Origin of the sequence: Sphingorhabdus sp. Alg231-15, assembly GCF_900149705.1 — a bacterium.
GTDB lineage: Bacteria > Pseudomonadota > Alphaproteobacteria > Sphingomonadales > Sphingomonadaceae > Parasphingorhabdus.
This window is the reverse complement of record NZ_LT703001.1, coordinates 2,770,569-2,784,847: the sequence shown is the minus strand read 5'-3', so window position 1 is coordinate 2,784,847 and position 14,279 is coordinate 2,770,569. Positions and strand designations below refer to the sequence as shown.

General features: G+C 54.7%; 15 protein-coding genes. 6 read left to right on the top strand and 9 right to left on the bottom strand.

Annotated features, from left to right (window positions below):
* Nucleotides 1-101 precede the first annotated feature (101 nt).
* Genes DG177_RS13680 through DG177_RS13660 form a run of 5 tightly spaced genes read left to right on the top strand, consistent with a single transcriptional unit; the run spans nt 102 to nt 5,756 of the window.
* On the top strand, nt 102-1,409 hold the full coding sequence (locus DG177_RS13680) for an MFS transporter (RefSeq protein WP_108811988.1): 1,308 nt from the start codon (nt 102-104) through the stop codon (nt 1,407-1,409).
* A complete protein-coding gene (locus DG177_RS13675) occupies nt 1,409-2,959 on the top strand; it encodes an FAD-binding protein (RefSeq protein ID WP_108811987.1) in 1,551 nt (516 codons plus the stop codon). Before DG177_RS13680 ends, DG177_RS13675 begins: the two co-directional genes overlap by 1 nt.
* Before the next feature lie 12 nt (nt 2,960-2,971).
* Nucleotides 2,972-4,126: a nitrilase-related carbon-nitrogen hydrolase gene (locus tag DG177_RS13670; RefSeq protein ID WP_108811986.1), complete on the top strand. Its 1,155-nt coding sequence runs from the start codon at nt 2,972-2,974 to the stop codon at nt 4,124-4,126.
* Nucleotides 4,123-5,397, top strand: a complete 1,275-nt coding sequence (locus DG177_RS13665) for a methyltransferase domain-containing protein (protein ID WP_108811985.1) — start codon at nt 4,123-4,125, stop codon at nt 5,395-5,397. The genes DG177_RS13670 and DG177_RS13665 overlap by 4 nt, the downstream gene beginning before the upstream one ends.
* On the top strand, nt 5,394-5,756 hold the full coding sequence (locus DG177_RS13660) for a hypothetical protein (protein ID WP_108811984.1): 363 nt from the start codon (nt 5,394-5,396) through the stop codon (nt 5,754-5,756). Before DG177_RS13665 ends, DG177_RS13660 begins: the two co-directional genes overlap by 4 nt.
* Here DG177_RS13660 and DG177_RS13655 read toward each other — a convergent pair.
* On the bottom strand, nt 5,753-6,289 hold the full coding sequence (locus DG177_RS13655; protein WP_108811983.1) for a VOC family protein: 537 nt from the start codon (nt 6,287-6,289) through the stop codon (nt 5,753-5,755). The genes DG177_RS13660 and DG177_RS13655 overlap by 4 nt on opposite strands.
* A 22-nt stretch (nt 6,290-6,311) precedes the next feature.
* Complete coding sequence (locus tag DG177_RS13650) at nt 6,312-7,004, bottom strand: hypothetical protein (RefSeq protein WP_108811982.1); 693 nt, start codon at nt 7,002-7,004, stop codon at nt 6,312-6,314.
* A gap of 109 nt (nt 7,005-7,113) precedes the next feature.
* Here DG177_RS13650 and DG177_RS13645 point away from each other — a divergent pair, with 109 nt between their 5' ends.
* Nucleotides 7,114-7,842 carry a hypothetical protein gene (locus tag DG177_RS13645; RefSeq protein WP_108811981.1) on the top strand — a complete coding sequence of 243 codons (729 nt, stop codon included), beginning with the start codon at nt 7,114-7,116 and terminating at the stop codon, nt 7,840-7,842.
* Here DG177_RS13645 and DG177_RS13640 read toward each other — a convergent pair.
* The 7 genes from DG177_RS13640 to DG177_RS13610 are packed head-to-tail and all read right to left on the bottom strand — an operon-like array spanning nt 7,832 to nt 14,224.
* The gene (locus DG177_RS13640; RefSeq protein WP_108811980.1) at nt 7,832-8,851 is read right to left on the bottom strand and encodes a zinc-binding dehydrogenase; all 1,020 of its coding nucleotides are present in this window, start codon (nt 8,849-8,851) and stop codon (nt 7,832-7,834) included. The genes DG177_RS13645 and DG177_RS13640 overlap by 11 nt on opposite strands.
* Nucleotides 8,848-9,129 (bottom strand): hypothetical protein, encoded by a 282-nt coding sequence (locus tag DG177_RS13635; protein WP_108811979.1) that lies wholly within the window; start codon nt 9,127-9,129, stop codon nt 8,848-8,850. Before DG177_RS13635 ends, DG177_RS13640 begins: the two co-directional genes overlap by 4 nt.
* Nucleotides 9,126-10,313: a methyltransferase domain-containing protein gene (locus tag DG177_RS13630; protein ID WP_108811978.1), complete on the bottom strand. Its 1,188-nt coding sequence runs from the start codon at nt 10,311-10,313 to the stop codon at nt 9,126-9,128. The genes DG177_RS13635 and DG177_RS13630 overlap by 4 nt, the downstream gene beginning before the upstream one ends.
* Nucleotides 10,313-11,734 (bottom strand): aldehyde dehydrogenase family protein, encoded by a 1,422-nt coding sequence (locus tag DG177_RS13625; RefSeq protein WP_108811977.1) that lies wholly within the window; start codon nt 11,732-11,734, stop codon nt 10,313-10,315. The genes DG177_RS13630 and DG177_RS13625 overlap by 1 nt, the downstream gene beginning before the upstream one ends.
* Nucleotides 11,731-12,654, bottom strand: coding sequence for a polysaccharide deacetylase family protein (locus tag DG177_RS13620; RefSeq protein WP_108811976.1), 924 nt, complete (start codon nt 12,652-12,654; stop codon nt 11,731-11,733). The genes DG177_RS13625 and DG177_RS13620 overlap by 4 nt, the downstream gene beginning before the upstream one ends.
* Nucleotides 12,651-13,544, bottom strand: a complete 894-nt coding sequence (locus DG177_RS13615; RefSeq protein ID WP_108811975.1) for a polysaccharide deacetylase family protein — start codon at nt 13,542-13,544, stop codon at nt 12,651-12,653. Before DG177_RS13615 ends, DG177_RS13620 begins: the two co-directional genes overlap by 4 nt.
* Nucleotides 13,544-14,224, bottom strand: coding sequence for an isochorismatase family protein (locus DG177_RS13610; protein WP_108811974.1), 681 nt, complete (start codon nt 14,222-14,224; stop codon nt 13,544-13,546). Before DG177_RS13610 ends, DG177_RS13615 begins: the two co-directional genes overlap by 1 nt.
* Nucleotides 14,225-14,279 lie beyond the last annotated feature (55 nt).

Sequence of the window (14,279 nt, the reverse complement as noted above, 5' to 3'; positions counted from 1 at the left end):
TCAGGCGATAGGCCGGGTGCTATGCACGTAAATCATGTCGGCGCACATGTCCGGAGCAATCATATCTTGCCTGTCATTCATCGGAGAGGCACAATCGCGCAATGAGTATGTCACAACCATCAGTGAACGATCCCGAGCGGAGTGAATTTGCCATGGGCTGGAAGGTCCTGCTGGCAGGTGTCCTTGGTGTGGCCTGCGGGGCATCACCGATACCGTTTAACGTCATCGGTTTCACCGTCGAACCGCTGATTGAAGAATTTGGCTGGACCCGGACCCAGATATTAATCCCGATCACAATTTTCGGCATTATCGCGTCTTTGCTGGCACCGTTTTTCGGATCACTGGCCGACAAATATGGTGTGCGGAAAGTCGCGCTCTATTCACTGCTCGCCTTTGGTCTGTCTTTTGCAGCCATTTCCTTCACACCTACCGCGCAGGTCACATCCACGCTCTACATTTACTATGCTTTATGGGTTCTGGTCGGTCTTATCGGCATTGGTTCAACGCCGGTCAGCTGGAGCCGCGCAATCAATTTATGGTTTTACAAAAATCGCGGACTCGCGCTTGGCATATTGCTGCTAGGCACCAGCCTCGCAGCGATTACCGTTCCCAAGCTCGCCGTTTGGGGTATCGAAAACTATGGCTGGCGAGCGATGTTTGCGATTGTCGCCGCCTTGCCGCTTTTCGTCGCCTTACCGCTAGGCTATTTCCTGTTTCGCGAGCCGCGCCCGGAAGAACGGCCCAAGGCAATATTGAGCGATAGCGGCAACCTGACTGGTGTCACCTTGGGTGTGGCGCTGAAAGACTACCGGTTCTGGCTGATCTGGCTGTCGATTGCGGTGATCGCAACGGCCTTTGGGGGCGCGTTTATCAACTTGCCAACGATGCTCGGCGACCGCGGACTGGATGCCCAAACTGCGGCCACCGTCATGGGTGTTTTGGGTATTGGCATATTGTTGGGCCGGATCATCACCGGCGCACTTCTCGACGGGTTCTGGCAAGGCTTTGTGGCTTTTCCCCTGCTCTGCCTGCCAGCCATCTCCTGTTACGTTCTGCTCGGCGACAGCATTACCTTTCCGCTGGCCGCACTAGCGGCATTTCTGCTTGGCTTTGCGGCCGGTGCGGAAAGCGACCTGATTGCTTATCTTACCGGACGCTATTTCGGCATGGCCAATTATGGTAAGATCTACGGCATGCTCTATATGCCCTTCGGCTTTTTCTCGGCCCTGTCACCGATCATCTACGCCAGTGTGCGCGACAATATGGGCAGCTATGATCCGATCCTGGGCGTGGCGATTTTCGGTTTCGTGATTGGCGGTGGCTTGCTGCTGCTACTCGGACGCTATCCGGAGAGCCTACCGGAAACTGATCCCTCCCCCACCGACAAGCTAGCAATGGAGTCAAGTTGATGGCCACGAAAGCCAATCTGACCGCTATTGAATATATATCCGAAACCGGTGCCGAAGTCCTGACCGACGCCGATACACTCAATTTCTATGCCCATGATGTCTATCAGCGCGGTGCAGATCTGTTGGCGGTTGTTCGCCCGAAAAATACCGACGAACTCTCTGCCGCGATTGCCGCAACAACGACGCAGAATATTCCAGTAATCCCGCGCGGTGGCGGGATGAGCTATACCGGCGGCTATACCACGGACAAGGCTGGTGCGGTGCTTTTTGATCTGGCCGCGATGGACCGGATACTGGAGATTAACGAGACTGATATGACGGTCACGGTGGAAGCCGGCTGCACTTGGGCGAAACTATATGAAACGCTTGCGCCCAAGGGATTGCGTACGCCCTTTTGGGGAACGCTATCTGGTCTGAAAGCATCAATCGGTGGCGGCATGAGCCAGAATTGCCTTTTCTGGGGATCGGGGCGCTATGGTACCGCCGCGCAAAGCTGCATAGCGATGGAAGTCGTGCTCGCTGACGGCACAGTCATGAACACGGGCGCCAATTTCACGCGGCCTTACGGGCCGGACCTGACCGGCCTGTTCCTCGCTGATACGGGTGCGCTTGGAATGAAAGCGACTATCACCTTGCGGATGATTCCAGAGGCCGAGGCACATGGCTATGCCAGCTTCACCTTTGAAAATCACGACGACATCCTGACCGCAATGGGAGCCATTGAACGTTCGGGTGTGTCAACGGAATGTTTCGGTTTTGACCCCAGTCTGAACGCCATTCGCATGCAGCGCGACAGCCTCGGCAGCGATGCCAAGGCGCTGGGTCAGATGATGAAGAAACAGGGCAGCGTCTGGGGGGCGCTCAAGGAAGGCGCAAAGGTTGTGGCCGCGGGCCGGGATTTTATGGACGAGGCGAAATTCTCGCTCCACGTGCTGACCGAAGCGCGCATTCAGGCAGCAGCGGATGACGATCTGAAACGCGCAAGAAAAATTGCTTTGGGAAATGGTGCAACAGAGACCGAGAACACGATTCCCAAGATCATTCGCGCCAATCCGTTTGGGCCGCTGAACAGCATGTTGGGGCCGCAGGGCGAACGCTGGGCACCAGTACATGGTTTGTTACCGCATAGCCGGGCAGTTGCTTGTTACGACGCGATCCTCGCATTGTTTGAAGAGCATCGTGAAGAGATGGACCAGCATGGCATCTTCACCGGCATACTGGTGTCGGCGGTCAGCGGTTCCGGCGCGATTATCGAGCCCTGCCTATACTGGCCGGATGCATCGAACCCGGTCCATGAGGCAACCATAGAATCTGCACATTTCGCTAAGCTTCCGGCGTTGGATAGCAACAGCGCCGCTTGGGAACTGACTCAGACACTGAAACAGGCACTGGTTGACCTGTTCCACGATCAGGGTGCGTCGCATCTGCAGATCGGGAGAACCTATCGCTACCGCGACAGCCTCGATCCCGCCGCTGATGGCTTGCTGCAAGATTTAAAGAAAACCGTTGATCCAAAGGGGCTTATGAATCCGGGATCGCTCGGTTTATAGAGTGAAGCCAAGATGGATTTTGACCGCAGACAGATGATGGCCGCAGCACTCTGTGCCACTGTCACACCGCCTGCTTTTGCCGCGACCGGAAAGAATGATAAAGATAACATTATGATCGAAACCAAAAATTACGCCGCCGTCGCGATGCAATTGGCCGCGCGTTCAATTGAAAAGACACCGGACAAGGCCGCTGCCCGCGCGCAAATGCTGGCGATGATCAGTGAGATCGAGACGAAGATCCGTTCCGCGATGATTTTCATTCAGCAATATGCCGGCAACCCTGTCAAGCTGGCGGTGCTGCCCGAATATCTGCTGACCAGCTATCCGGGGCGCATTTCCATTCCCGATTTTGCCGATAAGGCGGCGTTGGAAGTGGATGGCCCGGAATATGAAGCACTGGGCGCGATGGCGCAGCGACTAAAGATGTTCATTGCCGGTAATGCTTACGAATTGGATACGAATTTTCCCAGCATCTATTTTCAGACCAGTTTCGTGGTCGCGCCGTCCGGGGACGTGGTGCTGCGCTATCGCCGGCTGAATTCCATGTTCGCGCCAACGCCGCATGATGTCTGGACGAAATATCTTGATATTTATGGCCTCGACGGGGTGTTTCCGGTGGCCAGGACCGAGATTGGCAATCTTGCCGCCATTGCATCGGAAGAGATTCTCTATCCCGAAATCGCCCGCGCCCATGCGCTGCGCGGCGCCGAGATTTTCGTGCATAGCTCTTCGGAAATCGGTTCCCCGCTCGACACGCCCAAGGATATCGGCAAGCGCGCGCGGGCGCAGGAAAATATGGCCTATGTCGTGTCTGCCAACACCGCTGGCATTGAAAACACGACCCTGCCCCTGGCCTCGGCCGACGGCAACAGCATGGTCGTCGACTATAAGGGTCGGGTGATGGCAGAATCGAACAGCGGCGAGACTTTCACCGCCTTTGCCGATATCGATGTCGGTGCCTTACGCGCGGCGCGGCGCAAACCGGCCATGACCAATTTCCTTGCGCGCCAGCGACTGGAGCTTTTTGCCGCCACTTATGGTAATTTGTCCGTACAAAAAGCCAATGGTTTGATCGAGGTCAATGAACTTAAGACCCCTGATCGCGATTATTTCCTGCGCACACAGGAAGAAACGATAGAGCGCATGATAAAGGAGGGCTTGATATGAGCAGCAGCACACCGCCTGACCAGAAGTTGGCTGACCAGAAGTTGGCCGATCAGAAGTTGGACGTCGCGCCGCCCTATAATGCAGTGGCACGTCACGGCGTATCCCCGACACCGTCGCATGACGAAGTGGCGCGCTTTGACTTCCTCGCCAATTTCAACAAATTCCTTTCTGGCACCCTGGGCCCGGGAAACCAGTTGGCCTATGACAGACGCGTCCTGCCGGCCTTTCTGAAAGAGCATGGCCGGGAACCGCAGGACCGGTTTGAAATCCGCCGCGCGATGAACGACGATTCGTTCCACAAATTTTGGTCCGCGCTCAAGCGCAACTCGATGGAAATGCGCCAGCAAAATGGCCGGTCTATGGTGCTGCGCCAGATTGGTGAACTCAATGCCAAAGCACGGCAGTTTAATGAGGGTCGCGACACGCTGGAGCTACATCCGGAAATTGAAGTGCCGCGCTACCAAAGCGCCGTCGATATCCACTGCATGCCCGGCAGCTATCATGGTGAAGAGCTGTCCGGCGATATATCGGCCGGTGCCAATTATGATTGCGGTATCTTTGCAACCACAGCAGGCGGACTTGGCGCGCTTTCGGACGGCGGAGGCCAAGCCCTCGTCGACTGGATCAAAAAAGAACGCCCTGGCTGGCAGCCACGACGGATGCTCGATATCGGCACCACTGTCGGCCATAATATCGTGCCGCTGGCACTCGCTTTTCCCGATTGCGAATTTATCGCGATCGACACCGCCGCGCCGATATTGCGCTATGCCCACGCCCGCGCGCAATCGCTCGGTGCGATCAATATCAGGTTCATTCAAGCCAATGCAGAGGATCTGACCCGCTGGGATGATGGAACATTTGACTGGGTACAGACCACGATGTTCCTACATGAAACCAGCGGCAAGGCGTTGCCGAAAATTATCGCCGAGGGGTACCGGGTACTCGCCAACAATGGCTTGATGCTTCACCTAGAACAGCCGGAATATTCCGATGCCATGCCATTATTTGAGCAGTTCCTGCGTGACTGGGATGCGTTTAATAACAATGAGCCGTTCTGGTCCTCCATGCATGCGCTGGATATGAAAGACGAGATGGTCACGGCTGGTTTTGATCGCGAAGAGCTTTTCGAAACGGGTGTCCGAGCGGTTGTGGATAAGGAAATTTTCCCAGAGGCACCAACCGGGGCGGATGAAGATCATGGCCGCGCGGCTTACTGGCATGCTTATGGAGCGTGGAAAAACGCCGACCAGATTCAGGAGGCTGCGGAATGACCGATACCCCTTTCGACTGGATGGCTGCGGCGAATAAAAAGGCCAAGGGCAAGCGCCCGGAATATTTTGACGATCCCGAGGATGAACGGATGCTCTCAATCCTGATGGCTGTGGTCGGCGAAGTGTCCGTATTGCGCGAACGCATGGATACGGTCGAAAGGCTGCTCGATGCCAAGGGCACAATCAGCCGCGATGACATTGAGAGTTACACACCCGACAAGCAGGCAGCCTATGAGCGCGGTGCGATGATCCGTGAATATATCTACCGGGTGATGCGCGGACCCCACCAGATGGTGGAGGAATTGCAACAGGCGGAACCGCCGGTTGAAGAGGTCAGTCGGGAGCTGAAGGAGATTTAATTCGGTTTTTCCTCAGTCGGCAGCAGCTCATAAATCTCCAACACATGACCGCTTGGGGATCGCAAGTACATTTGCCTGGATCTTCCGGAGCGGGACAATCCCAATGGTTTCAGCACAGTCCCTGCTGCAAGTGCGCGATTATGCAGCGCTTCTATATCTTTTGCGACATGCACAAAAATCACGCTGCCATGAGCATTAGGGTACTTTTCCAATTCCAGATCGGGAAATCCGGGTTGCTTGATTTCCATTAGACCGATGCCCGCACCGTCCGGAGATTGCAGACGAGCAAATGTCAGCACGGCATTCTTTGTCCAACCCAGATATTCGTTCTCAAGCGGCGGTAATTGCCGCGGCTCGAAAAGCAGGTCAAATTGCATCACGTCACGCCAGAACAGAAGTGATTGCTCCATGTCCTTAACGATCAACGAAGCCCGATCAAACCGGGCGGTACCCGACGTTTCCGCTTGAACAGGTGAGGCCGAAACCAGAAAAGCCGCGACCAACGATATGATCAATTGACGGTATTTGCGCACAATAAGCCCTCCAAACCAATGATCAGAACGGCTTGACGGCCCCCAGAAAACACACGCCGGCAATCGTGATCCAATAGATATAAGCGGCGATCCGCGCTTGTCCGATTTCCCGTTCTAGCGCATTTTCTTCGGCTGCATCTGGCCCCTCTGCCAATTTTCGAAACCGTACGGTCCAGCGGCGCATGACCACGCGCAGGAACAGACCGATACACAGGGCAAAGGCATAAAGACCAATTTTCGCAGGATACCAGTGATTGCCCTCCCCGGAGGTAATCGGTCCGCTGCCTTCCAGCGCCATGAAGGTGACGATAAACAGGATAGCGATGAGAGGATAGCGGAGCATCTCCTCGATTTTAGTCACCTTGACACCGATATCGGTTTCACGCTTGATAAACGCGGTCCAGGTCATTGCCAGCCAGATCGCAAAAAACAGCCACATCCACCAGATTCCCGGACCATCGAGCGAAGGCACAAAACCATATAGCTTGCCCATATGCAGACCGAGCGGAAGCAATAGAACAATGCCGGTGCGCGCCAATATGTCGATCCGATAGGCTGTTTCCATATGCCGACGCCGTTCTTCCAGCGACAGATTGCGATTTGTGACATTATAGCTGGTCTGGAAAACACCCCATTCACCGCCCAGCCAGTAAACCATCGCCAGGATGTGTATCCATCGCAAAATGCTCAGTTCATTTGTTGTGAGAAATTCCATTACCAACGTCCTCCCAGACCGTGTAAATAGCTATATGTAATTTGTCCGGACAAATTCCTCTTGGCAAGAGAAAAATGCACTGGCATGAAGAAAAGCGAGGAGAATAGGCATGAAGCACCGCATTATCGAAGGCCGTCTGGAATATACGTCGCGTAAACCGGAAATGGAGGGCCAAAATCGTGGTTTCGAAACCTTCATGTTCACCCATCATAGCGACGGCAAGGTCACGATGCGGGCGCATTGTGAGATTTACGAGCCAGAGCCAACGGTGATGCGCGATATCATTTACGCTATGGACGAGCATAAGCAGCCGATGGATTGTCATGTCCGGCTGACAGTCGGTGATGCATTTATGGGATCAGGCTGGATGCGGTTTGACGGATCGCATGTCGAGATGGAATCCTATGGCCCCTCAATCGGACGCCTGTCTCAGCGTGTCGCGGCCGAATTGCCGCTCGACGGTTTTGGCACCCATCCGATTGTTTCAGACGGTTATATGCTCTCGACGAAGGATTGGGACAAAGAAACCAAACGCTTACTGAACTGCTACCTGCCCTCCCCCGATCATCGCGGTGCGACGCCGCCGCAAATTGCGCAGGTTAAAATCGGGGCTGTCTATATCGGCAAGGAAGAAGTCACCGTGCCCGCCGGTACCTTCCAGTGCAAACATCTGCAATTTATTGATGATGCCAGTATCGTGCCAGGTACCGGCGGAATGGCGGGCGAACATCCCGCCTATGATGTGTGGATTACCGATGATGACGATGGCATATTCGTACAGGGCGGCGTTGGCGGTTATATGATGACCTGGTACGAGCTGGTCGAACTTAAACGGTAATCATCACCTTGCCCATATGGCTGCCGCTTTCGAGATGAGTGAAGGCCGCTGGTGCATCATCGAAATCGAACACGCTTTCAACCAGCAGTTCGATATTATTTTGCGCGACCACATCCAGCGCCTGTTGCAGCATTTCACGGTTGCCGGACGCGATGCCCTTGATCGCTATATTCTTGCCAATAAGCGCTCCTTGACTGGCGCTGGACTGGTCCTGCGGTGTTCCAGACAGCGCGCCCAAGGATCCGATGCGCGCATTGACGCCGCATGCCTCGACGGTTTCACCCAGCGCCGGAAAGCCTAGTGTATCGACAACCACATCTGCACCGCGACCTCCGGTGGCTTCCAGCAATGCCGCCCCCCAATCCGGCCGATCGCGATAGTTGATGCCGTAATCGGCACCCATTTCTTTTGCACGCGCCAGTTTTTCGTCACTCGATGACGTGATCGCAAAATCCATGCCCATCGCTTTGGCCAACTGCAGGGTGAATATCGACACCCCGCCGGTTCCCTGTGCGAGCACAAGATCACCCGGCTTGGCGTCTCCAAAAGCCATCATCGCATGCCAAACGGTGCTGCCGACGACCGAGAAGGTCGCCGCGCTGCTGTCACTGACATTTTCCGGCACCACGATAGCGGCATTTGCAGGAAGAATGATTTTCTCGGCGAGCCAGCCATTGGCAGTTACGCCGAGGTCCCTGCCAAATACGGCAAAACTATAGGCTCCATTCAACCAAGTGGCAAAATGCGGCGCCATCACGCGCATGCCGACATCCAGTCCGGTAACCTCAGCGCCGACAGCTTCGATCACGCCGACGCCGTCGGACAAAGGCACGCGATCTTCGGGCAAATCTGTCCCATAATCGCCGCGCAGCACCATCAGGTCGCGATAGTTGAGACCGGCGGCAGTGACTTTGACCAGAACCTCATCCGGCCCGGGTTCCGGATCGGGATGGTCGGCAAGCTGCAACCCGCCAATGCCGGTTCTGGATCCGATTTGCCATGCCTTCATGCGTCATCACTCCCTTGTTCGCGCAGTGGCGCAAAAATGCGGTCGATAAACTCTTTCAGCTTTGCTTCGCGATCCGCTTCCGATGCTTTTAATCCTTCGAGCGCCATTAATCGCTCTTCCTGCACCCACATTTCCTGTGCCATGTTCATTGCCACCGCTACAAAACGATCCATGCCGGGATCATCGAAAAACTGCGGCTTGCCATCCGGGCCGTAAATTTCCTTCGGCGTATCGTCAGGTTTGAATGCCGGACCGGGATTTGCGGTCTCACCACTCATCTTTTCCAGGCTCCAAATCCAAACCACATGATACCTTCGGCTAGCCGCCCGGTGGTTTCGCTATCAACCGCATTGGCAGTCTCATCCGCTATAGCTTGCGCGACCGCTTCCTCGCCATAGATGCCGATGCTTGGCACAACGAACTGGAAATAGTCGTCTGCACCAAAGCCGCCTACCTGGCACAATTCCGACGGGCTTTCGTCGCGATAGCCTTTGTAGAAAGGTTCCGAATTATACCAGCTGTCCCAATCGAGATAAAAGCCGTCAAAGGCATTCATCTGGTCATTGGGCGGTAACTCCATATGAAGCAACAAACCGCCGGGTTTGAGAACCCGGTACGCTTCCTTAAACGCCGCCGCCCGTGCCTTTTTCGATAGTTCATGGAGAAACATCGAAGAAAAGACGAGGCCAAAACTGGCGTCGGGATAGTCGAGCGCATCGGCCGACATTTGGGTGAAATGAACGTCCTGCCCCTGCATTTTGGCCCGCGCGGAAGCATAGCGCAGGCCGCCAGCCGCTGCGTCAATCGCTTCGACCTTCGCGTCAGGATAGGTCTGTTTCCACGGCAAAGTATTGTGACCGATGGTACAGCCCGTATCGAGAATGCTCTGCGGGTTGAAGTCCGGAAACTTACCCTTCACATAAGCAGCCATGGACAGGCCGATATCATCAAGATTGGCACCCATTAGGCCCATGGAAAACACAGCCAGACCTTGATCATAGACCGCTCCAGCCTCTAGCGTTTCACCGCCGCGCGTATAGCTGCCCGGCATCAAATGCACTTCGATCGCATCGACATTGCGCGGGATGTCGAGACTAGGGTTCAGTTTCACCGAACCGGGCCGGTCAGCAACATTTTCCGCTTCCGCCTCCAACCGTTCGAGATCGCGCGCGACCACATTGCCGGAAGCATGCCAGACCATTTTTTGCGCCTGTACCCGCATGGCCGAATAGATATTGAACGCCGGGTCGCCGCGCAGTGCCTGATGCGCTTCATTGCTAGTTTTCGGCGCGCGGCCCTGCTCACGGGCAAAGGCAGGAGCGGCCCGCTTGTCATAAGCGGTGCGCAAATCGCCGGCGAGATCATTGAGGATAAACGCCCTGATACCCGAAACAAATCGTCCGCGCGCCGCTTCCTCGGCGGTTAGTTCCGGTTTCATCGGATGCTGTAATTCCACGCCCATCAGAAATTCTCCTCTGCAAAAGCCTCTATCCGCGCCGCTTCACCTGATTGCCGGATCAGCGCCTGCTTGCGGAAAAAGCGCATCAATCCGCTGGCACCCATCCGCGATGCACCAAGGCCCGAGTAGCCGAAGCTCGATTTTTCGGCTTCCCAGACCATCGACGTCAGCGAACCGTCATTAATCGACACCGCGCCTGCTTTCAGACGCACAGCTATCTGTTCCGCCTCTGTCACCGATCCGCCAACAACCGCAGCAGATAATCCGAAGATACTGTCATTCGCCTGCGCAATCGCCTGTTCAATCTGATCATAGATGACGACCGGGATAACGGGCCCGAAATTTTCCTCGCAGATGATGACGGAATCCGGCGAGACGTCGGTGAGTATGGTCGGCCTGAGATACAGCCCGCCGCCGAGATTCTCGACCGTTCCGCCGGTGATCAGTTTCGCGCCTTTTTGGATCGCATCATCAATCTGACTCTGTGCAATCTTCGCTTGTTTTTCAAAGATAAACGGGCCGATATGTCCTTGATTGATATCAGGGTGGTTAAGCCGGACCGCCTCCGCTTGAGCGGTCAGACTGGCGAGAAACGGTTCCGCAATCTCCCGCGCCACATAGACTCGCTCGATCGACTGGCAGGCCTGACCCGTATTGACAATACTGGCTCTGAGAGCTGTGGCAGCCGCCTTTTCTGGATTGGCACTGGCAAGAATGATCATTGGATCTTTACCCCCCAATTCCAGGCTTGCGGGGATAAATGATTTTGCGGCCGCCTCGCCTACCTTACGCCCGGTGGCTACCGATCCAGTGAAGCAAATATAGTCGACCTGATCGACCATTGCCGAACCCGTTGCGCCATCGCCTTCGATAATTGACAGCACAGCAGCCAATTCCGGGATTTTCCGCACGGTTTCCATTAGCGGTTTGATAAAGCGCGGGGTCACTTCGGACGGTTTAACCAGCACGGCTGATCCCGCCATTAACGCTGGAATCGCATCGATCAACGCGAGAGTCATCGGGAAATTCCACGGGCTGATAACCCCGACCAATTGATAAGGCACTAATCGTGTCGATGTGGTAATTTTCGGCACCGATGTTGGTTGCTCGACGGGTTGTCCTTCAGCAATCAGTTGCGGTGCCATGGTCGCCCATCGCCTAATTTGCCCCGGCACTCCAGCCGCCTCAATTTTCGAAATTCCGCCGCGTCCTGTGTCCGCCGTGAGGGCCGGAATGATAGCACTAAGATCAGCTTCTATCGCATCCGCCCATTGCAGCAATATCGCGCCGCGCTCTTCAGGCTTTTTAGTCGCCCAATCACTTTGCGCTCCGCGCAATCGGTTCGCCTCTTCTTCCACTGCCTTGCTGCTAAACGGTGCGATCTCGTAATCTGCTTGGCCGGAGCGCGGATTGCGTATCTTCATTGCTGCGCCTTCCAGCTGTCAAGTACCGTATCACCTCGAGCGAACCCAATATTCTTGTGCTTGGCAAAATCCGCGATCAAAGTCTCAAAACTGCTGATACGATAAGGCAATCCCATGATATAAGGTGTCAAATGCATCGGCAGCATCCGACCACCATATTGTTCGGTTTCCTTCAGCAACCAATCAGCAGCATCGTGCATCTGCTGCGCATAGCTATCAACCGATTGCTGCTGGACGTTGATAATGTGGCGGTCTGAAAGTTCATGATTGAGCGGGATATTGGTGATCGCTCCACCGTCGGTCTGGAACCCATAAGGCAATTCGTCATTGGCCCAGTCACACATATACTCAACGCCTGCCTCGGCAAGAAATTTTGCGGTGTTAAAGCTCTGCGAACGCGCTATCGACAACCACCCACGTGGCCGCTTTCCGATTGTTCTTTCGAGCGTTGAAAGCGTGTCCTCGATCAAGGCCTTCTCATCCGCTTCATCCATACCGCTAGCAATTGTGCCGTTCATGTCTATACTATGCGCGATGATTTCATGACCACTGGCGATAATTTCCTCAATTAACTGTGGGTAACGATCAGCAATGACGCTGTTGGCCGCTACCGAAACCGTTGCACCAACCTTTTCAAACGCATCTAGCAACCGGTAGATTCCAATCCGCGTGCCATATTCCCGCGCAGTATAATGGCGATAATCGGGATAAGCCGTCTGCATGTGTCCTGGCGCCCGGAATGGGTCATCGTTCGGTACCATCGGAAAATATTCCAGGCTGATGACAGGCCAGATGAGCAGTTTTTTGCCATCGGGCCACTGCAACGGTTTGCGATCAAACAAGCTGCTATAGGGATAATAGTCATGATCCATCCCGCGGCCGCGTTTGGGATAGTCCAGATAGCTGGGGTCAAGGCTCATAAGGCACCTCCCGTCTGCTTCCGGAAACAGTCCACTATATCGCCGGCTTTGGTGATCCATGCCCGTCCATCAGCGGCGATATGCTCAAGAACCTCTTCAAACGGACCAATGCGGTGGGGCTGACCAATTAAATAGCTGTGCAACGGTATGCACATCACAGTTCCCGATTGTATGCCTTCTGCGGCCAGTCTGTTATATTGACGGATCAGCGTATCGGCATATTCCCGCGGCGACATATTGTAGATGAAGAAGCCGTAATGATCATTGACCTCCAAGCTGTAAGGAATGGCAGTCAGCTGGCCGGATTTCACCTTCACATCGGTCGGCTGGTCATCATGATAAAGGTCGCAGGTATAATCCAATCCATATTCGGCGAGCAGATCGAGCGTACGAGGCGTATGGGTCAGCGCCGGAGCCAGCCACCCTCGAATCCGCTGACCTGTGGCGCGCTCCACAGTTGTGATCGAGTCCTCAATAATTGCACGTTCCTGGGCTTCATCCATGCCATAAGAGTAGCGCGTATTGTAAATACCGTGGCTGAAAAACTCCCAGCCACGCTGGCTAGCATCTTCAACAACTTCAGGAATATGGTCACACAGCGCCACCGATAAGCTCACCGATCCCGGAAAGCCATGCTTAGTCATCATCTCCGCCATGCGCCAATGGGACACGCGATTGGCATGATCACGATGGCTATAACCGACCACGTCGGGATGCGGCTTTGGCCAGCTTTTCCGATGAGGATTCACTGCCGGGTCCAGTTCATAAAACTCGAGATTGGGCGCTACCCAGACCGCGCAGGTCTTACCATCCGGCCATTCGATTTTCGGGCGGCCACGATAGGGCAGATAGTCATATAACCCTGGATCGGATTTCTGTACTTCGGACACTAGCGCGCCTCCAGCCAGTCAATCACGGTTTGTACCGGTTCCACATCGGCATATTTCAACTGCAAGTCGGTCAGGTTGGCGAAATGATAGCTTTCATGCTTGTCTGCGCAGGTTTCGATCGGGACGATCGTGCGATACCCGTGGCTCAGCGCATCCACCGCTGTGGCCCGTACACAGCCAGATGTGGAGCCACCTGTCACAACAACTGTATCGACTTTATGCCAGGTCAAATAGCTCGCAAGCGGCGTTTCAAAAAAGGCACTGGGCATGCGCTTGGTATATTCCAGATCATCGGCGTCCACTTCGCAGCGCGGATCAAGCAGATGTCGCTCGCTGTCATATTTGATATTCTGCAGCGAATCTTCGGTATCCGTTCGCGTGCCCCAGACTCCAGCATCTGCAGCGTCGTCCTTATAGGCCACTCGGCTCCAGATGACCGGCATGCCTTTGGCCCGCGCCAGGGACGAAATCCGGTTAATATAATCAATCTGATTCGGATCGGTCTCATAGGCCGTCTTGAACATGTCGGTCCGCGTATAAGATTGCTGGACATCGACATTGACGATGGCGAGCTTATCGCCGAAACCGAATTTCTTTCGTGCGGGGTTACCAATGACTTCTTCAAAGATCTCCCGCGCCGTGCGGCTATCAGAAACCATTTTTGTGCCGACAAGCGTCATAATATCTCTCTCCGGATTCGATAAAAATACAATAATCTGCAAAAAAGACTTGTCG